The organism is Bacillus sp. AFS001701, assembly GCF_002559405.1.
Lineage (GTDB): Bacteria > Bacillota > Bacilli > Bacillales > Bacillaceae_G > Gottfriedia.
In genome coordinates, this window is record NZ_NTZO01000235.1 from 1 (window position 1) to 19,327 (window position 19,327).

Below are 19,327 nucleotides of genomic sequence, written 5' to 3' on the forward strand. Positions count from 1 at the left end.
AAATCCTTTTCGATTAATTCCCTTCATTTAAAATTTCTCAAAATTAATAATTTTTTAACTTTAAATTTAATCATATTGACAATCTTTTTATATAAAATATAATTAATTTATAATATGTTAACCAACGAATTAAATGAGTTAACATAAAGAGAGGGAGATTTTGTAATGCAACAAGAAAGATTAAAAATGCTTATTAATTCAGCTTTATTTGCAGCAATTATTGGTATTCTATCTCAAGTATCTATTCCTTTGCCCTTTTCTCCTGTTCCAATCACAGGACAAACATTAGCAATCGGCTTAGCAGCTACGATTTTAGGTAAAAAATACGGAACAATCTCGTTACTTCTTTATTTAGCACTTGGTGCGATCGGAATTCCGGTTTTCGCAGGTGGTGCTGCGGGGTTTGGCGTACTAGTCGGTTCAACAGGTGGTTATTTAATTGGATTTATTCCAACTATTTTCATCATCGCTTACTATATTGAAAAAACTAAGTTCACAGTCTTAAATGCAATGATTGCAAACACAATCGGAATGTTTATAACGCTAATTTTTGGTACTGTGTGGTTAAAAATTGCAGCTTCTCTAAGCTGGCACGATGCAATGGCTTTCGGATTTTATCCTTTCATTATTCTTGGATTAGTTAAAGCCTATGTAGCATCTGCATTAGGTGTTATTATTGGAAAACGTTTAGCAAAAGCTAATTTAATAAAACGTGATGAAATTTCTGCGTAATACCAAAAGAAACCACTCAGCTATGAGTGGTTATTTATTTGAAATTTCAACGTCTTTAACTACAGAACGATCTCCCTTATGTTGGATAGTAACAATATACTTAGTTCCGCCTTGATTATATTTGTCCATTTTGCTTTCGGGAATATAAAAGCGACCTAGATTATGGTTGATTACAATTTCTTCCTCTTCAGCAAAATAAGTGTATTGAATAGATGCTTTAATAAATTTTGAATGTTTTGGACGATGATCGGTTACATAATCAAATTGATAAATATCGTTTTGTCCCTTTTGAAAGACAATATAAACTTTTTCCCCTTCTTTTGGTTTAGCTTCACCTTTCCAATTCTTCATTGTTATTGAGTCAAAATCATACGATAGAGCCGCGTAATGCCCTAATAAAGGTTCTACTGGATCCAAACTTTCTGACTTTATTTTAAACGTATCTGCTGACTGCTTAAAGTACATAATGTTGCCAAGTAAAGCTAGTAATAAAACAAATTGAATAATTGAAAGCAAAAGTAATTTCTTCTTATTTTGCATGTTCATCACCTCTTGCTTTTTTCGATTGGGTATAGACAAAATATAGAACTACTGCAAGGATGATAAACACAATTGACTTACTTATAAATGAAACGGCAAATCCTGTATAAATTCCAATAACAAGTGAGGCAAATGTAATAAATCCTATAATGATGCTTTCTTTTTCCTGACCTGAAACACCTTTAAATAAACGGATACATGAATAAGCAAATAATATTAATACGCCTACGATCATATTAGCTAATTTATCTTGAACTCCTAGTATCGGTAATAAGAATATAAATAAAAAGATCCAAAGATAATTTTTAAACGGTTCGTGGTCCTTCCACTTCTTGTACACAGTATAGATAGCTAGTAAAAGGATTAATAGAATAATCGTATTAAACAGTGGCAATGCAATCGGCTTTAGAAATCCATGTGAAAATTCCTTTTGTAACTCGTGAATTGCATCATATGACCCTCCAAATAATGAAGTGAAAAATGTGAATAGCCATATGAATATAGTAAATACAGGTAAAAGTACATAATCAATAATCCCACGTTCATTTAAATACCAAAGAATAAACACTACTAGAATAATTGGCATCATATATTGGCGATCTGAAAATGTCTGGAAAAACATAATGACAATATAGCCTAGAAATGTGTAATTAAAGCTGGCATTCCATCGATTCTTCATTAATCTCAAGAAATAAATTGAACAAAGTAATAATGGAATTTGAAGAAGATAAACATGTGCCGTTTCGATTCCAGCACTATAGCTCAAACTAAAAAATCCGATTCCTAAGAAAAGATAATAGAACATATTATGCTTTAACACATAGTAGTAAAGAAACGCGAGCAACGTCCAAGTAATTAGAAATACTGGACTATCACTAGAGAATTGATACATTTGTACAATTAAAACGAAAGCACATGCGTACCCAATTACATTAATAAAGTTTAAACAATGCCCAAACAACTCTTTACCCTTTTGATAGCTTATAAATGCAACTGTATGGAAAACCAATAGTGTTACAAAAATAATGACTAATCTCATAGTTTGGCTAAAGTCGTTCCAGTTACTGCCCACAAGCGCTAAAATTGAAAATGCTACAAGTAATGCAATTAAAAATGGAACAATATCCCCTAAAAACGATTGCTTTTCAGCTTTCGTTCGGTGCCTTTCATACTCTAGTATTCGATTTAATGAGCCTTCATCTAGTAAGTTGTGCTTGTGCCATTCTTTTAGCTTTTGATCTAATTTACTCATTTGAGCCCCCCCTTTAGTAGCAGCTTAGTAAAACTACTTCCCTTATTATTATAATTTCTTAATAATATTTAATTACCTCTAAATCTAAAATTTTATTGAATACTCTATTAATCTACAAAGAAATGATAAATCAAACGTTTGTTTAATTTATTTATTCTCCTTTAAGGCTTTGAACTAATACGAAACCATACAAAAAAACAGCCCTATATCTAGGGCTGTTTAATCTTCTTTATACCGGATAGACACCATGCTTTTTCGTAGCAGGAGTTTCATATGACTCTGAGTAATATGCAAAACGCTTAATTAGCTCTGCACGTAGCTCTTCTGGTTGAATGACTACATCTACTACTAGCTCAGATGCTAAACGGTAAATATCGATATCTTCAGCGTACTCTTTACGTTTTTCTTGGATAAAGGCAGCTTGATCTTCTTTTGGTAAGCTTGCAATTTTCTTTGCATACACTGCGTTTACTGCTGCTTCAGGACCCATTACAGCGATTTGAGCAGATGGGAATGCAATGACACAGTCTGTTTCAAATGCAGGGCCTGCCATTGCGTAAAGTCCAGCACCGTATGCTTTGCGAACGATAACTGAGATTTTTGGAACAGATGCATTACTCATGCTATAAAGCATTTTTGCACCATGGCGGATAATTCCTGCACGCTCTACTTTTGTACCAATCATGAAACCAGGTACGTCCATTAAGAATAATAAAGGAATATGGTAAGCATCACATAAATTAATAAATTTAGCAGCTTTATCCGCTGAATCATGGAATAATACGCCACCTTTAACTCTCGGTTGGTTAGCGATAATTCCTACGCTACGTCCATCTAATCTAGCAAAACCAGTCACTAGTTCAGGTGCAAATAGCTTTTTAATTTCAAAGAATGAATCTTCATCAACCACTCGGTCAATAAATTCATAAATAGAAAATGGTACGTTTTGATTGCTTGGTATAATTTCTGCTAAAGTCTTCTCCTTTTGAACAGGATTTTTAGCCTCAACAACAGGTGCCCCTTGCTTGAAATTAGTTGGTAAATAAGATAAATAATCTTTTAGCTTAGCAATCGCTTCTTCTTCTGACTCACACAATACATCTCCACAGCCTGAAACTGAACAGTGCATTCTAGCCCCACCCATTTCTTCGAGTGTAACTTTTTCACCAATTACCATTTCAGCCATACGAGGTGAACCTAAGTACATTGAAGAATTACCTTCAATCATAAATACAGAATCACAGAATGCAGGAATATAAGCTCCACCTGCAGCAGAAGGTCCAAATAATAAGCAGATTTGAGGTACTTGACCTGATAGCTTAATTTGGTTGTGGAATATACGTCCAGCACCACGTCTACCTGGGAACATGAATACTTGATCCGTAATACGTGCTCCTGCAGAGTCCACTAAATAAATTAGAGGCACTAGCATTTTTAAACATGTTTCTTGAATGCGGATGATTTTTTCTACTGTTTTTTCGCCCCATGAACCTGCTTTTACAGTTGAATCATTCGCCATTACACATACAGTACGGCCATTAATTTTACCGATTCCTGTAACGATGCCATCTGCTGGAAATTCATCATTCATACAGTTTGCAAAAAAACCATCTTCTACAAAACTGCCTTTATCTAAAAGTTGATTAATTCTTTCTCTTGCAAAGAGCTTACCAATTTTGGCATTGCTCTCATGATATTTTTCTTTCCCACCAGAAAGTATTTGTTCTTTTCGAGCTTGATATGTTGCTTCGTTTGACATGCAATTACTCTCCTTTATATTGCGGCTTACGCTTTTCTTGAAATGCTACTAAACCTTCCATACGGTCGTTTGTATGCAGTAAAGTTTCATATTCATAAGTTTCTAATCTTAGCCCTAAATCTAAAGGAAGATCGAAACCGCGTTGAATCGCCTTTTTTGCTGCACGGATTGCAAGAGGACCTTTACTTGCGATTGTTTCGCATATTTCAAGCGCCTTATTTTGTAATTCATCTATTTCAACAACATGTTCTAGAATGCCATAGCCTTCAGCCTCATGAGCATTTAAACGTTTGCCAGTAAAGATTAGTTCCTTCGCTCTTCCAAGTCCAATTAAACGTGGAAGTCTTTGTGTACCACCAGCACCTGGAATAATCGCTAAAGATGTTTCTGGTAAACCGACGATTGCTTCTTTATGAGCAATTCTTAAATCACATGCTAAAGCAAGTTCTAGTCCACCACCTAAGGCAACTCCATTGATTGCTGCTATTGTTGGCATAGGTAATCTTTCAACTTTTTCAAAAAGTGTCCCGATTTTTTCAACAGTTTCTCGAGCCTCACTCTCAGTCATGCCTCTTCTCTCTTTTAAATCAGCACCACTACAGAAATAAGATGAGCCACTACCAGTAAATATAACAGCACGTACAGATGATTTCTTTAACTCATCCATTTGTCCATGAAGAGCATCTAGTAACTCACGTGATAATGAATTAGCTGCATTTGTACGATTTAATGTAAGAATTCTAATATGACCGATATCACTTACTAATAAACTTGATTCCATTTAAATACTCTCCTTTGAACCATTCCATACGGAAAATAGCTTACTAACTGGTGTTAAGTTCATTTGTTCAGAGATATATGAAGTAGCTTGATGAAGTTTCTTTTCATCCACATTAGTTGTAATACCTAAATTATGAAGTAATGAAACAACATCTTCCGTAGCTACATTTCCACTAGCTCCTGGTGCATATGGACAACCACCTAGTCCACCATTTGATGAATCAAATTTTTCAATTCCAAATAGTAAAGAAGTATATAGGTTTGCAACAGCACGACCATATGTATCATGGAAATGCATTGCAATTCGATTAACTGGTACTTCTTTCAATAGATTTTCTAAAAATTGATTTACCTGAAGCGGATTAGCAATTCCAATTGTGTCGCCTAAGGAAATTTCATCTACTCCACATTCAAGTAATTCGTTTGCAAGTTTGATCACCTTCATCTGGTCTACAGCACCCTCATATGGGCAACCAAATACAGTTGAAATATATGCTCTAGTAGTCTTTTTATTATTTTTACATTCTGTAATCATTGAGCGAATATCGTTCATTGAATGCTCGATACTCGCGTTCTTGTTTTTTAAATTATGTGTTTCGCTAGCAGATACAAAGAAATTAATTTCATCTGCATCTACTTCAAATGCACTCATTAACCCTCTTTTATTAGGAACAAGAGTAGCATAAGTAACCCCATCTTTTTTCTTAAGCCTCGTAAATAGATCTACCGAGTCACTTAATTGAGGAATCCAGTCTGGTCTCACAAACGAAGAAACTTCAATATAAGACAAACCACTCTCAACTAATAAATTAATCCACTCAAGCTTCTTTTCAGTGGAAACAAACTGTTTTTCATTTTGCAAACCATCACGTGGACCTACTTCTCTTATAAAAGCCGATTGAGGTAGCTTCATCACTAATAACTCCTAACCTAGTTTTTCAACTTGAATTAAAGAGTCGCCTTCGTTTACAAAATCGCCTTCGTTAACGAACACATTTACGACTTTACATTTATAAGGAGCAGCATGCGGAATTTCCATTTTCATAGATTCTAAGATTACATAATCTTGATCACTACTAATTTCGTCCCCTACTGATACAAGACATTTCCATACGCTTCCAGCCATCATTGCAGTTAAGTTTTCCATTTTTAATTACCTCATTTCACTTTTTGATATTCACTAATAAAACTTGTTGTGTAGTCGCCTTCTTGGAATGCATTCGTTGAAAGAATATCAATCAAAAATGGCAGATTTGTTTTAATACCTTCAATTTCTACCTTTTTAAGATAATTGTGCAGTTGAATTACTGCTTCTTTTCTTGTATTAGCCGTTACAATCACTTTCGCTAATAATGGATCATAAAACGGTGATACAACCCATCCATCATAAAGATGCGTATCAATACGGACACCAATCTCCTCTGGGAAGTTACAGTGTTGAACTGTTCCTGGCGATGGGAAGAAAGTTTTAGGATCCTCAGCATATACCCTTACTTCGATAGAGTGACCATTCATTTCTACATGAGTTGGACGAATTGGAAGTGTTTCACCAAATGTAATACGGAACTGCCATTCAACTAGGTCAATTCCTGTAATTCCTTCCGTTACACCGTGCTCAACTTGTAATCTAGTATTCATTTCTAAGAAATAAATATTTTCTTTTTCATCAACTAAAAATTCAATTGTCCCCACGTTTACATATTTCATTTGGTTAGCAATCGTAAGGGCATATTCTTCAAGTTTCTTTCTACCTTGTGGAGAAAGGAACGGTGATGGTGCTTCCTCAACAACTTTTTGGTTTCTTCTTTGAATTGAACAATCTCTTTCAAATAAGAAAACCGCGTTGCCATGAGTATCAGCAGCAATTTGTGCTTCAATATGTCTCGGTTTAATAATCGCTTTTTCGATGAATACATCATCATTCGCAAAAAATTGAAGTGCTCTCGTTTGTGTTGTTAAAAATTCTTTTTCTAGCTGTGCTTCGTTTTCGATTAACTTCATACCAATACCGCCGCCGCCACTAGAAGCTTTTAACATAACAGGATAGCCAATTTGTTCTGCTATTTCCCTTGCTTCTTCAACCGATTGAATTGGGTGAGAATTTCCTTTAATTAACGGAATGTTTAATTGCTCCATTATTTGTCTAGCTCTAATTTTTTCGCCCATCATCTCTAAATGCTCTGGCTTAGGACCAACAAATAAAATTCCAGCTTCTTTACATTTTTTAGCAAAATCGCTATTTTCTGATAAGAAGCCATATCCAGGATGAATTGCTGTTACATTATTTTCTTTTGCAATTTTTATAATTAAATCTGCGTTTAAATACGTATCTTTTGTATGATTCCCTTTTAAAGAAAAAGCTTCATCACTTAACTTAACATGCAAACTTTCTTTATCAGCATCTGAATAAACTGCCACAGTTTGATAACGAAGCTTTTTACATGTTTCGATAATTCTACATGCGATTTCCCCGCGGTTTGCAATAAGTATTTTGATCATATTCTCTCTCCTTATCGGCATCCTAATTGACGTGCAATTACCATACGTTGAATTTCTGATGTACCTTCACCAATTTCAAGTAACTTAGCATCACGCACTAAACGTTCAATGCCATACTCTTTCATGTAGCCATATCCACCATGAATTTGTAATGATTCATTCGCAATTTTGGAAGCGATTTCAGATGCGTATAACTTAGCGAATGCCGCTTCTTTCGTAAACGGTTTTCCATTGTCTTTTAACCATGCAGCTTTATGCACCATATTTCTTGCTAACTCAATTCCCATAGCCATATCAGCCAATTTAAATTGAATAGCTTGGAAACTAGATAAAGGTTGTTTAAATTGTTTACGTTCTTTTGCATATACTAATGCTTTATCAAAAGCCTTTTGTGCAATCCCTACAGCAAGTGCTGCAATTGAAATTCTACCACCATCTAATGTATATAAGAATTGGCCAAAACCTTTATCAGGATTGCCCAGAATATTTTCTTTTGGAACACGTACACCATCTAATACAATTTGAGTCGTATTAGAAGCACGAACACCCATCTTGTCATAAGGATCTGTAATTGTTAATCCTTCTGAGTCAGTTGGTACGATAAACGCACAAATATTTTTCTTTCCTTTTTCATCAATAGAAGTATAAGCAGTTACGATAATTGTGTTAGAATACTGAGCGTTTGTAATCCAGCATTTTTCACCTGTAATTACATACTCATCACCTTCTAAAACTGCTTTTGTTTGTGTTCCACCAGCATCAGAACCCGCATTTGGCTCAGTTAAACCGAAAGCTCCAAGCGTTTTTCCTTGCGCCATTGGAACTAAGTATTTTTGCTTTTGTTCCTCTGTACCAAAATAGTAAATTGGAGAAGCACCTAATGAACATGTTGCAGCAAAACTTAAACCCGTTCCTCCACATGCACGCCCTATTTCTTCTACAGCTAACGCATAACTAATTGTATCGCCACCGCTACCGCCATACTCTTCAGGGAACGGAATTCCTAATAAACCTAATTCACCCATTTTTTTGAACGTCTCAATTGGGAATTTGCTATCACGATCAAGTTCCTCTGCAAAAGGCTCAATTTCCTTCGCTGCGAAATCTCGTACCATTTCTTGAATCATTTGCTGTTCTTTAGATAATAAAAAATCCATGTGTTAGTCACTCTCCTTTTAATATTTAGGTACGTTTAAAAAAACGTAAGAATGTCTCCAACTGCAACAAATAGCAGTGGAGTCCCATATTTCATTTATAAGAAATAAATATTTTAGTCTTACAATTGATAATATTCGATATTTTCTACCATTTTCCTTTAATCTATGTTCGACAAATTGAGACAAGAAAGGAAAAGTTAGGAAAAGTGGGAGGATTGTGGGGATGTAGTCTGAATTACTGTTGGATGGTGAACTGCAAGGTATGTCTCAGAGGGGTGCAAATAAGCAGTTGATCAGTGCAAATAAAAGGCGAACTGCAAATAAAAATGGCAATACTGCAATTAAAATAACGATATCTGCAATTAAAAACATCAAAACTACAATTAAAATCATCAAAGCCGCAATTAAATTCGTTAAAAATTACCCATACCAGTTAAGGTATTACACACTGAAAATCGCACAACTGTTGATCTTTCCAAATGGAAAACTATCAAGTTGCTCTAATTTTTGTTTAAATCAATTAAAAGATACGAATCTATCAAAAAATTAATCATTTCAACTACAAATGAAAAGTGAGTTGAAGATACCCCTACTGTTTTCACTTCCTCAGATTGTACAATATTAACTTGCAACTTCCTTATTCAAAGTACAAAAAAGACATACCCCTAAGTACAGAGATATGTCCTTCTTGATTAATTATTGATATTTAATAATATTTTACCAGTACTTTGTCTGCTTTCGATTAATCGATGGGCACAAACTACCTCTTCTATTGAAAAATAATGTCCTATCTTTATATTTAAAAGTCCTTCATTTATATATCGAAATACTTGTTTTGCCGTTTCCTTCAATGACTCTGGTCTTTCTTTTCTTGTTGTACCTAAACTAAAACCAAGGACAGATCGACAGCTTGAATGTAACTCGCTTGTTTTAAAATGGCCAACTTCACCACTTGAATTTCCAAAATGAACTAGGCGCCCGTATTTTGCTAAGCAATTTATGCTTTGTTCTGAAATTCTACCAGCAACTGAATCTAAAATAATATTAGCTCCAATACCGTCCGTTAACTCATTTACTTTTTCTGAAAAGTTTTCTTTTTCATAGCAAATCACATGATCTGCACCGGCGTTTACTGCATACGCTACCTTCTGTTCACTTCCTACTGTTCCAATAATCTTACCGGCACCTAAAATCTTTGCCATTTGAATAGCAGTTGTACCTACACCACCAGCAGCTGAATGAATTAATACCGTTTCTCCCTTTTCAATTCTAGCTAAATCAGCTAAGAGCTTATATGAAAGAAATGAAACAGTTGGACAAGCTGCAGCTACATCAAATGCTAATGAATCAGGAATTTGAAATGTTAAATTATCATTTGCTACAACATACTCAGCATAAGAACCACCTACTGGAAAAGCAACAACTCGTTGTCCAACCTGAAACTGTTGCACATCGGCGCCTACAACTTCAATTGTTCCAGCTACATTAGACCAGGAATAAACGGGAATTTTCCTTTCCCCTTTTTTCGGTATCTTGCCTTTACATCTGCAAAGTTTACACTGGCTTTTTCCACTTTAATTCATACTTGTTTAGAATTAATTGATGGTACTTCCATATCAACAACTTTTAAAACTTCTGGTTTTCCAAACTCGGTCACAACAACTGCCTTCACAATCTCCACCTCACTAATGCGTCATTACTATTATTTTAAATGTAGGAGTAAAGTAATAAAAAATATCAATTTATTATAAGGTCCAATAAGACAGACTGATTAGTTACAATTATTGGCTTACTGCAAAGAACGGAACATAACTTGAAATATATCTCCCATATTTAGAATAGAACTGTCCTTATTTACCGTATTTTGAACTCGTAAACCATACATAAACGTTAGAAATAATGTTGCCATTTTCAATGCGTGCTTTAAAAAATCAATCCTAACAAAAAGTTTTATAATAAGGAAACTTTGTGAATTTTATTTAAACCTTATTTTAATTTGAGATTATTACTTTACTATTAGTTATTAATCTTAAGGAGATCAATCTATGATAAAAAAGAATACTTGGTGATGACGGAACTTATTATTAATATAAAGCTTAAAAAAAGAGGCATCTTATAGATCGCCCCTTAAACACTAAATTATTATTTATTAACCAGCATACTCAAATGCTCAGCAGCCGATTTAATATTTTCTTTCCCTAATATCGCAGAAACAATCGCAACACCATCAATATTTGTTTCCATTAATTCTGAAACATTTTCTTCATTAATACCACCGATTCCTACGATTGGAATTTTTAATGCCTCACGTATTCTTCGTAACTCATCTCGTGTTAAATATTTTGCATCTAGTTTTGTACTCGTTGGGTATACCGAGCCAATTCCAACATAATCCGCACCTTGTTCCTGTGCAATCATTGCTTCTTCTAATGTTGTTGCAGATACACCAATAATCATGTCTTCTCCAACAATCTTTCTGGCTACGGTTAAAGGTAAGTCTTCTTGTCCGATGTGTAAACCATCAGCTTTAATTGCCAAAGCGATATCTAAACGGTCATTAATAATCAATGGAACATTATATTTTGAAGTTACTTCTTTTACTTGCATAGCAATTTTGTAAAAGTCTAGACTACTACAATTTTTTTCTCTTATTTGTACGATTGTTGTTCCACCTTTAATTGCTTCCTCAACAGATTGAACTAAATCTCTTGATCCTAATACATCTCGATCCGTTACTAAATAAAGCTTGTAATCTATTTTACTTTTTGTTATAGCCATTCGATTTTTCCTCCTGTTAGTAGTGTATCAACAGAAGCTTTAGATACCTCATCAAATAAGTTTACTTTAAATGTACCGATTCCTTGTCCTTCAGTTAGGCGAGCCTTAGCAAGCTCTCCACAAAGACCCATTGTAGTAATACCGGAAACAGCTGCAAGGAAATAATCAGTCGTTGCACCAGCATAAGTTCCAATTAATGATGTACTCATACATCCAGTTCCAGTTACATCAGCTAGCATTTTATCCCCATTTGAAATGGTACATACTCGATCTTGTTCTGCGATAATATCTACTGCACCTGTAATTGCAACTACTGAACCTAATTTTGCTGAAAGTGATTTAGCAATGTCAACTCCGTCTTCTTCACCAGCTACAGAATCAACACCTTTAATTTGAACATTTAAGCCAGCAATCATTTTGATTTCTGACATATTTCCACGAACTACTGCAAAACGTACTTCTTTCAATAATTTAGCTGCCGTTTCTGTACGTAGAGTTGTTGCTCCTACACCAACAGGATCTAATATAACTGGTACGCCTAATTGATTAGCTTTTTTACCAGCTTTAATCATTGATGGAATTGTTCTTTCATTTAATGTTCCAATATTAATAACAAGAGCTGATGCAAAAGATACCATTTCTTCTACTTCGGCTAAATCATCTGCCATAACTGGTGATCCACCTAGAGCTAACACCATATTTGCACAGTCATTTACAGTTACATAATTTGTAATGTGGTGAACTAAAGGCTTTTTCTCTTTTACGCTTTCAAGAATTTGACTCATTTCATTCATAGTTAACATTTTTTTCTCCCCCGATTTGCTTTGGAACAAGCTTATTAATAACAAACTGAACAACTAGATAAATGACACATATTAAAATCATACTCGGAACAGTAGCTCCAAGGAAGAAGTCTAATTGTACAAACTTGCGATAAATAAAAACTCCTAAAATCCATGTAATAAACGCGATCCAATCAAACTTCAACGATTTACTTATACTTGTTCTTTTTAGAATAAAATAGTCCGTTAATAAAATTGCATATAATGGTGCAAAAAAAGAACCGATTGTATATAAAAATCCTTCATACTTCTCAATAGGGAAAATAACGGCCAATATTGTTCCAATAGCTGTAATGATAAGAGCGATATGCTTTCCATTTAGCTTTGGAAAGATGGTTGTAACTGATATTCCGGCAGAGTAAGCATCCATAAAAGTCGTTGTAACAGTCGCTAAAACGACGATACCAACTGCAAATAATCCTAGATTTGCACTCATTAAAACAGCAACCGGATCTACTTGATTAAATGCTAATGCTGCGCCTAGCCCAATAATATACATCCAAGAGCTACCAAACATATAACCTATAAAACTACCAATCGCTCCATCTTTTGTTGTCTTCGCGAAACGAGTATAATCACTAATTAATGGAATCCACGATAATGGCATAATTACCGATAATTCAACGGCTTCACCAAAAGATAAACCCGAAGTGCTTGGTTGAGTTAGGATCTTATCACTTTTAAAAATGACAAAACAAAGTACAATTGTTAAAACAAATAATAAACAAACAGCTAAGCTATTTAGTTTTTTTGAAGCAATTTGTCCAAAGTACAACCAGATTGCGATTAATATTCCAATTACTAAACACCAAACCCATAGGTGGTCAAATTCATAATCTTTTATTGTAACTAAATTGATTGAGCGAGCTCCTGTTAAAATCATAATTGCTGTCCAGCCTAGTAGCTGTAGAACATTTAAAATTGAAAACAAATAGCTACCATAGCTTCCAAATGAAATTTTTGTAGATTCCATGGCTGATAACCTTTGCTGAGAACCAATGACTCCACCTAATATAAGCAAAAGTGTCCCAAGTAAATGCCCTACTAAAATGGCAGTCAAACCTTTCTTAAAACCTAGTGGTGCTACTAGGGCACCAGTCATAATTTCTGCTACAGAAACAGCCGCACCAAACCAAAGTGTTGTAAAGTTCCACTTCGTCATTTTTACATTTTGATTAGACATGTTGAGCTCCTGCCTTTTCATACAATGAGTAAAAATGATGTACAGGACCTACCCCTTTTCCGATTGAAAAGGAATGTTGGATTGCTAATGTTATATAGTTCTTCGCATCTCTAATTGCCTCATTTAACTTAAGTTCATTTGCTAAATTAGATGTAATGGCTGAAGATAAAGTACAACCCGTACCGTGGGTATTAATTGTATTAATTCTAACACTATTAAAGCTTGTAAATTCCTCACCATTAAAGCAAATATCGGTAGCTTCACCCTCTAGATGACCGCCTTTTACAAGGACGTTCTTAGCTCCTAATGAGTGAATTTGAATAGCAGCTTCTCTCATTTCCTCAATCGTTGTAATTTTTCTTCCAGTAATAACTTCTGCTTCTGGAAGATTTGGCGTAATAACAGTTGCTAGCGGAATCAACTCTTGAATTAAAGCTTCCTTTGCATCTGGACTTAATAAGTCAAATCCGCTTTTTGAAACCATAACTGGATCAACTACGATTTGCTTTGGTTTATATTGCTTTAATTTCTCAGCAATGACTTTAATCGTCTCTATTTGAGATACCATTCCAATTTTTACAGCATCGACTTCAATATCAGTAAAAATTGCATCTAACTGGCTAGCAATCATCTCTGGTGTCATATCTTGTACTGCAAACACTCCTTGTGTATTTTGAGCAGTTACTGCTGTAATTACACTCATTCCAAAAACACGATGAGCTGAAAACGTCTTTAAATCCGCTTGAATACCTGCACCACCACTTGAATCGGAGCCTGCTATCGTTAATACTTTCTTCAATTTTCTTCCCCCTATTTCATGAATAGAACTCTTTGATCTTACAGATAGAAGATGAAACTTGATTTTAAATACAAAAAAGCACAAATCCCATAAGGACTTGTGCTCGAACAAATCAATGTTATGAATACAAAATATGCATTCTACCGTTCACTTTCCTACGCTGGCATTATCCAGATCAGGTTAAAGGGTCAAAGACTTCACGTGTCTTAATCTCAGCCGAACATTTACGGCACCCCTAGTACTATTCAATTATTTAAGTTGATTACTTTATCATCTTAATGAATCCTTCTACTTTATTCAAGTATTTAGACAGATTACTTTAATTTTAATCTTTTCTAGTTAACGCTATATTTCTATTTTTGAATAATTTGTATCACAATTTGAACTACAAGTTTTTGCGATTGAGCAAGAACCACATTTACCTTTTTTTGTTTTCTTTACATATCGTAAAAGTGTCCACCCTGCATATCCAAAAATAAGAGCGCCTATTATAATATTGACAATCATAAGTAGATACTCCTTTCTTTAGTAGCCTAAGAGACTTCCAACTTGATAGATAATTAGCGCTAATATATACGCAATAACTAATGCATATCCAACTGAGAAATACGTCCATTTAGCTGAACCTGTCTCTTTACGAATTGTCGCTACAGTTGCAAGACATGGTACATACAATAAGACAAATACCATAAAGCTAAAAGCAGAAAGTGCAGAAAACTGTGTTGACAATATTCCTTGTAAAGAATTTGCATTTGGCACATGATAGATAATATTCATGGCAGATACGACAACCTCTTTCGCTAAAAATCCTGTTAGTAAAGAAGCACCTGCTTGCCATGTCCCGAAACCTAAAGGTGCAAGTATTGGTGTAAGTATTCCCCCAATCATTGCTAAAAAGCTATCATCCATCGAAACACCTAAACCACTTGGTCCCATATAAGATAATAACCATATTACTACAGAACCACCAAAAATAAACGTACCTGCTTTTCGAATAAACCCTTTACCTTTATCCCATGTGCTTCTAAACAAAGCTTTACCTTGTGGCATACGGTACGGTGGGAGTTCTACGACAAATAATGAAAACTCACCCTTTAATATAGTAGATGAAAAGATCTTAGCTAATACTAATGCAACTACTATTCCGAGTATATACAGTGAAAAAACAACTATTGCTTGATTTTTCGCAAAAAACGCGCCAACGAATAGTGCATATACTGGTAAACGCGCCGAACAAGACATTAATGGTGTTAACAAAATGGTGAGTAATCTCTCTCTAGGCTGTTCAATCGTTCTAGCAGCCATAACTCCAGGTACATTACAACCAAACCCTATAATCATAGGTATAAATGCCTTTCCTGTTAAACCAACCATTTCCATCGAGCGATCCATTACTAAAGCCGCTCGAGACATATATCCAAAATCTTCAAGGAATGATATTAGTAAAAACAAAATAAAAATTTGTGGAACAAAGACTAAAACTCCACCAACACCGGCAACAATACCGTCAAGAATAACTGCTTTTATAAAATCTGATGCATGTATTGCATTTAAGCCGTTTGTTAGCCAGTCTGTTACAGGTCCTGATAAAAACCCATCTAATGCGTCAGATAAGGGTAACCCCAACCAATCAAAAGTAAGCTTAAACATTAAAAACATTGTCACTAGGAAAATAGGAATACCCAAAATTGGGTGTGTAACAAATCGATCAATGCGATCAGTTAATGTAATCGCTTCATTAGATTCTTTTTCTACAGATCTACCAATTAAATTTGAAATCACTTCTTTTCTTACAGAATAAATCCATTTTGAAGGTGACACGCCTTGTTCACTGTTTAATTGTTCCTCTGTTATGCTAATTACTTGGTCAATTTTACTAAAATCGTAGGATGATGCTATAAATTCTATTACCTCTTTATTGCCCTCTAAGATTTGTATTGCAGTCCATCTTTTAGGAATAGATAAAGTTGAAGGTAATAGAGCCATAATATTTTTAATACCGTCTTCAATAATTATTCCATAATCAATTTTAAACTCAACTTCAGATTGAGGAATTGTCTCTATTAATTCATTTACCTCGTTTGTTCCCTTACCCGATCTAGCATCAATTGGAATAACTGGTACTTGTAATATCTTTGAGATACTAGAAGGATCAACTGAAATCCCTCTCCTTTTAGCAACATCGACCATATTTAGACCAATAATCATTGATTTATTAAACTCTAGAAGTTGAAGAGTGAGCATTAAATTTCTCTCTAATTGAGCAGCGTCAACAATATTAATCATCCCATCAAATGTTTCATTTACAAAAAAATGTGAAACAACGGCCTCATCTTTTGAAAGAGGGCTTAGAGAATAGATACCTGGTAAATCAATTAAATTTCCAAGTTTATTTTTAATAGTCCCTACCTTTTTTTCAACGGTAACCCCACTCCAATTTCCTACGTATTGGTATGTACCTGTTAAATTATTAAATAGAGAAGTTTTTCCTGTATTTGGATTTCCAATAAGCGCTATATTTAACATATTTTTTCTACCTTTATCCCCGATGCATCTAGAAATCGAATGCCAAGTGATTGTCCGCAATTTTCAATCATACAAGGTCCTTTGAACGGCATTGTACATTGTAGGCAGACCATAGACCCTTCACTTATCCCTAGATCTAAAAGACGTCTTTTCACTGCCTCACCTAGTGATGACAAATCTGTTATTTTTGCTTTTTCGCCTTTTTTTAATTCTGAAAGTAACATAAGTGATTCCCCCGGATCAAAACTTATTATATATAAACAATCAATAATGATAATCCTTATCAATACCTTTATCTTAAGTTAAGTCAAGTTAATTGTCTACCTGCTTTTATGAAAAGGTTAACTTTAGAAAAAATTCCCAAAATTGAGTGAATAAAACCAAGAAAAAACCTACAAAGATCATTCAATGTAGGCTTTTTTGGAAAACAATGATTAATTAATTGTTTATTATTTTAGCTCTTTAACTTCTTTTAATACACTTTCTAATTCGTCCCCAGCTTGGTTAAGTGTATCTGCATTCAATGGAGATACCTTTACTCCTGCTTCAATAATATGAAGTGGCGTTTCAACTTTTTCATAAAGTCCTTTGTCTTTATCTTTTACCGAGTCTTCGAATTTTTCCCATGACTTTTCAAGGGCTTCTCCGCTATCTTTTGCCTTTGCTTCATCATTATTTGAAATTTGTGTTTTTAATTCTGAAATCGTTTTAATCATATCATCAGAACCAGTTTTAATTGCATCGTCTGTTTTCGTTCCACATGCAGATAAAGTTAAAGATAGTCCTAAAGCCATTGCTACGACAAGTTTTTTATTAGATAACATTTTTAGTTCCCCCTGAATTTTTACTACTTTTTTTATTATTTTTATTTGAGAATCTATTATAAATAACAGTAATACAAGCTATTAGCAATAAAATCATCTGGGGTACAAAGCTCTCCCAAGTTGAATAAATCGCAAAGAAATCAATTGTAGGAATAGGAGCCTGAGTCGCTGGAAGTAATCCAGAAAGTTGTAAACCATGAATACCCATGCCGGCAAATTTAAAGCATAAATAGAACATTAATATACTTGAGACAAGGAAAAACGGTCTCATTGGAATTTTCAGGCCAACCTTTAAGATTAAGAAGCTTAGTATTGCTAAAATTGCGAATCCTAACCCAATTCCTATTAACAATGATGATAGTTTGATTGATGACGCCATTCCAATAAAGAATAATACAGTTTCAGTTCCCTCACGGAAAACTGCTAAAAACGCAAGAATTGATAAAGATAATAGACTACCAGTATTTAAAGCTTTATCACTCTTAGTTTTAATATATTGTTGCCACTGCTTTGTATTGGATTTGCTATGTAACCAATAACTCATATATAAAAGCATGACAGCAGCAAATACCCCAGTCCAGCCTGCGATTAAGAAGTTGTTACTTCCAAAAGCACCTGCTGAGAATAAAACATTTACAATGACACCTAGAATGATACTGACGCATAATCCAGCACCAACACCAAACCAGATCCACTTACTTTTCTTTTCTTGCCCAGACTTTTTAATAAATCCTAGTAATGCAACAACTACTAGTAATGCTTCTAATCCTTCTCTCAGTAAGATTGTAATAGCATCAATCATTGTATAACTAGTTTTAGACGCTAATGGTAATAGATAATCACGCATATCAGTAATTGTTTTTGTAGCCGCTTTCACATCTGGCGTTTTAGCAGTAAGCATTGCATAAGAAGTAACCATATCTCTTTCAGCGTCAGTGTACACTGTTTGAGATTGTGTTAATACAACACCTTCAATATTAATCCAAGATTTTCTAAATTGATTAATCTCCGAAGTTGCTCCTGAAACATTATTTTCTTTTAAATCTGCTAAAGCTTTGTTTAAAATTTCGATTAAATCTTCTACACTACCTGTACTTTTTGAATCTAATTTTGAACTAGCGAACTGATGAGAAATAAACTTTTCATTTACCTCTTCTAATTCTTTAAGTGCAGTTACTAGTGCATTTTGACTCACTGTTTTTTGTGCTAGGTTATACTGAACCATTCCCATAGCTTCCTCGATTTTGCCATACGCATCAATCGATTTGTTTTTTATTCCATCCTCTTTATCAAGCCACTCGTCGTTGAATTTTTTATATTCCTGCTCAGTAGATTTAAAATCTCCTTTTTGTGCAGATTGGATTGCACTTTCTACAAAAGAATTTGCATGTGTCAAATCCTCTTCTGGGCTTGCAGCAAAGGTTTTAAATGGTAAAACTAATAATAGTAAAGCTGTTAAAGTTACTTTAATAAGAGCCTGCTTCATCGTTGATTTTCCCCTTAAATATAAATGATAATCATTATCACCTCTTGATAATAAAGCTATTTCGAGTTATAGTCAATTATATTTTTATTAACTATTTTTAATGTTTATCTCACTATTCGACTAAATTAAAAAAACTGAGGAAGATAGGCCGCACCCCTTAAAGTAGATGT

General features: G+C 34.3%; 19 protein-coding genes, 1 pseudogene and 1 riboswitch. Of the genes and pseudogenes, 2 read left to right on the forward strand and 18 right to left on the reverse strand.

What is annotated here, in order from left to right; translation table 11 throughout:
• Positions 1-165 precede the first annotated feature (165 nt).
• Positions 166-732: a biotin transporter BioY gene (locus CN514_RS15765; RefSeq protein WP_098233408.1), complete on the forward strand. Its 567-nt coding sequence runs from the start codon at positions 166-168 to the stop codon at positions 730-732.
• Between the two features lie 30 nt (positions 733-762).
• Here the strand turns inward: CN514_RS15765 and CN514_RS15770 are convergent, their stop codons facing one another.
• The 8 genes from CN514_RS15770 to CN514_RS15805 form a co-directional block, all read right to left on the reverse strand.
• Positions 763-1,272, reverse strand: a complete 510-nt coding sequence (locus CN514_RS15770; protein WP_176525931.1) for a GDYXXLXY domain-containing protein — start codon at positions 1,270-1,272, stop codon at positions 763-765.
• Positions 1,262-2,524, reverse strand: a complete 1,263-nt coding sequence (locus CN514_RS15775) for a DUF2157 domain-containing protein (protein ID WP_098233410.1) — start codon at positions 2,522-2,524, stop codon at positions 1,262-1,264. The genes CN514_RS15770 and CN514_RS15775 overlap by 11 nt, the downstream gene beginning before the upstream one ends.
• Before the next feature lie 229 nt (positions 2,525-2,753).
• The gene (locus CN514_RS15780; protein WP_098233411.1) at positions 2,754-4,283 is read right to left on the reverse strand and encodes an acyl-CoA carboxylase subunit beta; all 1,530 of its coding nucleotides are present in this window, start codon (positions 4,281-4,283) and stop codon (positions 2,754-2,756) included.
• 4 nt (positions 4,284-4,287) lie between these two features.
• Positions 4,288-5,064, reverse strand: coding sequence for an enoyl-CoA hydratase-related protein (locus tag CN514_RS15785; RefSeq protein ID WP_025671249.1), 777 nt, complete (start codon positions 5,062-5,064; stop codon positions 4,288-4,290).
• A complete protein-coding gene (locus CN514_RS15790) occupies positions 5,065-5,976 on the reverse strand; it encodes a hydroxymethylglutaryl-CoA lyase (protein ID WP_098233412.1) in 912 nt (303 codons plus the stop codon).
• Between the two features lie 12 nt (positions 5,977-5,988).
• Positions 5,989-6,210 (reverse strand): acetyl-CoA carboxylase biotin carboxyl carrier protein subunit, encoded by a 222-nt coding sequence (locus tag CN514_RS15795; protein WP_025568303.1) that lies wholly within the window; start codon positions 6,208-6,210, stop codon positions 5,989-5,991.
• Between the two features lie 11 nt (positions 6,211-6,221).
• Positions 6,222-7,562 (reverse strand): acetyl-CoA carboxylase biotin carboxylase subunit, encoded by a 1,341-nt coding sequence (locus tag CN514_RS15800; protein WP_098233413.1) that lies wholly within the window; start codon positions 7,560-7,562, stop codon positions 6,222-6,224.
• An 11-nt stretch (positions 7,563-7,573) separates the two neighbouring features.
• Positions 7,574-8,719, reverse strand: coding sequence for an acyl-CoA dehydrogenase family protein (locus CN514_RS15805; RefSeq protein ID WP_097975124.1), 1,146 nt, complete (start codon positions 8,717-8,719; stop codon positions 7,574-7,576).
• A 262-nt stretch (positions 8,720-8,981) separates the two neighbouring features.
• Here CN514_RS15805 and CN514_RS15810 point away from each other — a divergent pair, with 262 nt between their 5' ends.
• The gene (locus CN514_RS15810; protein WP_176525932.1) at positions 8,982-9,269 is read left to right on the forward strand and encodes a hypothetical protein; all 288 of its coding nucleotides are present in this window, start codon (positions 8,982-8,984) and stop codon (positions 9,267-9,269) included.
• A gap of 142 nt (positions 9,270-9,411) precedes the next feature.
• On the opposite strand, the pseudogene CN514_RS15815 reads toward CN514_RS15810, so the two are convergent.
• The 10 genes and pseudogenes from CN514_RS15815 to CN514_RS15860 all read right to left on the reverse strand — a co-directional run bounded on the left by CN514_RS15815 (position 9,412) and on the right by CN514_RS15860 (position 19,157).
• Positions 9,412-10,391: pseudogene (locus tag CN514_RS15815) on the reverse strand (quinone oxidoreductase family protein).
• Between the two features lie 470 nt (positions 10,392-10,861).
• Positions 10,862-11,497, reverse strand: a complete 636-nt coding sequence (gene thiE / locus CN514_RS15820; RefSeq protein ID WP_098233415.1) for a thiamine phosphate synthase — start codon at positions 11,495-11,497, stop codon at positions 10,862-10,864.
• Positions 11,488-12,300, reverse strand: a complete 813-nt coding sequence (gene thiM / locus CN514_RS15825) for a hydroxyethylthiazole kinase (RefSeq protein ID WP_098233416.1) — start codon at positions 12,298-12,300, stop codon at positions 11,488-11,490. The genes thiE and thiM overlap by 10 nt, the downstream gene beginning before the upstream one ends.
• A complete protein-coding gene (gene cytX / locus CN514_RS15830; RefSeq protein WP_098233417.1) occupies positions 12,284-13,522 on the reverse strand; it encodes a putative hydroxymethylpyrimidine transporter CytX in 1,239 nt (412 codons plus the stop codon). Before cytX ends, thiM begins: the two co-directional genes overlap by 17 nt.
• Positions 13,515-14,321 (reverse strand): bifunctional hydroxymethylpyrimidine kinase/phosphomethylpyrimidine kinase, encoded by an 807-nt coding sequence (gene thiD / locus CN514_RS15835; protein ID WP_098233418.1) that lies wholly within the window; start codon positions 14,319-14,321, stop codon positions 13,515-13,517. Before thiD ends, cytX begins: the two co-directional genes overlap by 8 nt.
• 135 nt (positions 14,322-14,456) lie before the next feature.
• A riboswitch (TPP riboswitch) is annotated at positions 14,457-14,568 on the reverse strand.
• 98 nt (positions 14,569-14,666) lie between these two features.
• A complete protein-coding gene (locus tag CN514_RS15840; RefSeq protein ID WP_098233419.1) occupies positions 14,667-14,828 on the reverse strand; it encodes a FeoB-associated Cys-rich membrane protein in 162 nt (53 codons plus the stop codon).
• Between the two features lie 18 nt (positions 14,829-14,846).
• Positions 14,847-16,847: a ferrous iron transport protein B gene (gene feoB, locus CN514_RS15845; RefSeq protein ID WP_098233420.1), complete on the reverse strand. Its 2,001-nt coding sequence runs from the start codon at positions 16,845-16,847 to the stop codon at positions 14,847-14,849.
• On the reverse strand, positions 16,841-17,071 hold the full coding sequence (locus tag CN514_RS15850) for a FeoA family protein (protein WP_097975109.1): 231 nt from the start codon (positions 17,069-17,071) through the stop codon (positions 16,841-16,843). The genes feoB and CN514_RS15850 overlap by 7 nt, the downstream gene beginning before the upstream one ends.
• Before the next feature lie 225 nt (positions 17,072-17,296).
• Positions 17,297-17,671, reverse strand: coding sequence for a hypothetical protein (locus tag CN514_RS15855; RefSeq protein WP_098233421.1), 375 nt, complete (start codon positions 17,669-17,671; stop codon positions 17,297-17,299).
• Positions 17,661-19,157 (reverse strand): FTR1 family iron permease, encoded by a 1,497-nt coding sequence (locus CN514_RS15860; protein ID WP_098233422.1) that lies wholly within the window; start codon positions 19,155-19,157, stop codon positions 17,661-17,663. Before CN514_RS15860 ends, CN514_RS15855 begins: the two co-directional genes overlap by 11 nt.
• Between the last annotated feature and the right edge of the window lie 170 nt (positions 19,158-19,327).

Excerpts from the sequence above, each read along its gene's own strand:
- CN514_RS15785 (WP_025671249.1), bottom strand. The coding sequence starts at position 5,064 with ATGGAATCAAGTTTATTAGTAAGTGATATCGGTCATATTAGAATTCTT.
- CN514_RS15860 (WP_098233422.1), bottom strand. The coding sequence starts at position 19,157 with ATGAAGCAGGCTCTTATTAAAGTAACTTTAACAGCTTTACTATTATTA.
- thiM (WP_098233416.1), bottom strand. The coding sequence starts at position 12,300 with ATGTTAACTATGAATGAAATGAGTCAAATTCTTGAAAGCGTAAAAGAG.
- CN514_RS15795 (WP_025568303.1), bottom strand. The coding sequence starts at position 6,210 with ATGGAAAACTTAACTGCAATGATGGCTGGAAGCGTATGGAAATGTCTT.
- cytX (WP_098233417.1), bottom strand. The coding sequence starts at position 13,522 with ATGTCTAATCAAAATGTAAAAATGACGAAGTGGAACTTTACAACACTT.
- thiE (WP_098233415.1), bottom strand. The coding sequence starts at position 11,497 with ATGGCTATAACAAAAAGTAAAATAGATTACAAGCTTTATTTAGTAACG.
- feoB (WP_098233420.1), bottom strand. The coding sequence starts at position 16,847 with ATGTTAAATATAGCGCTTATTGGAAATCCAAATACAGGAAAAACTTCT.
- CN514_RS15790 (WP_098233412.1), bottom strand. The coding sequence starts at position 5,976 with ATGAAGCTACCTCAATCGGCTTTTATAAGAGAAGTAGGTCCACGTGAT.
- CN514_RS15765 (WP_098233408.1), top strand. The coding sequence starts at position 166 with ATGCAACAAGAAAGATTAAAAATGCTTATTAATTCAGCTTTATTTGCA.
- CN514_RS15840 (WP_098233419.1), bottom strand. The coding sequence starts at position 14,828 with ATGATTGTCAATATTATAATAGGCGCTCTTATTTTTGGATATGCAGGG.
- CN514_RS15770 (WP_176525931.1), bottom strand. The coding sequence starts at position 1,272 with ATGCAAAATAAGAAGAAATTACTTTTGCTTTCAATTATTCAATTTGTT.
- CN514_RS15850 (WP_097975109.1), bottom strand. The coding sequence starts at position 17,071 with ATGTTACTTTCAGAATTAAAAAAAGGCGAAAAAGCAAAAATAACAGAT.
- CN514_RS15780 (WP_098233411.1), bottom strand. The coding sequence starts at position 4,283 with ATGTCAAACGAAGCAACATATCAAGCTCGAAAAGAACAAATACTTTCT.
- CN514_RS15800 (WP_098233413.1), bottom strand. The coding sequence starts at position 7,562 with ATGATCAAAATACTTATTGCAAACCGCGGGGAAATCGCATGTAGAATT.
- CN514_RS15805 (WP_097975124.1), bottom strand. The coding sequence starts at position 8,719 with ATGGATTTTTTATTATCTAAAGAACAGCAAATGATTCAAGAAATGGTA.
- CN514_RS15775 (WP_098233410.1), bottom strand. The coding sequence starts at position 2,524 with ATGAGTAAATTAGATCAAAAGCTAAAAGAATGGCACAAGCACAACTTA.
- CN514_RS15855 (WP_098233421.1), bottom strand. The coding sequence starts at position 17,671 with ATGTTATCTAATAAAAAACTTGTCGTAGCAATGGCTTTAGGACTATCT.
- CN514_RS15810 (WP_176525932.1), top strand. The coding sequence starts at position 8,982 with ATGTCTCAGAGGGGTGCAAATAAGCAGTTGATCAGTGCAAATAAAAGG.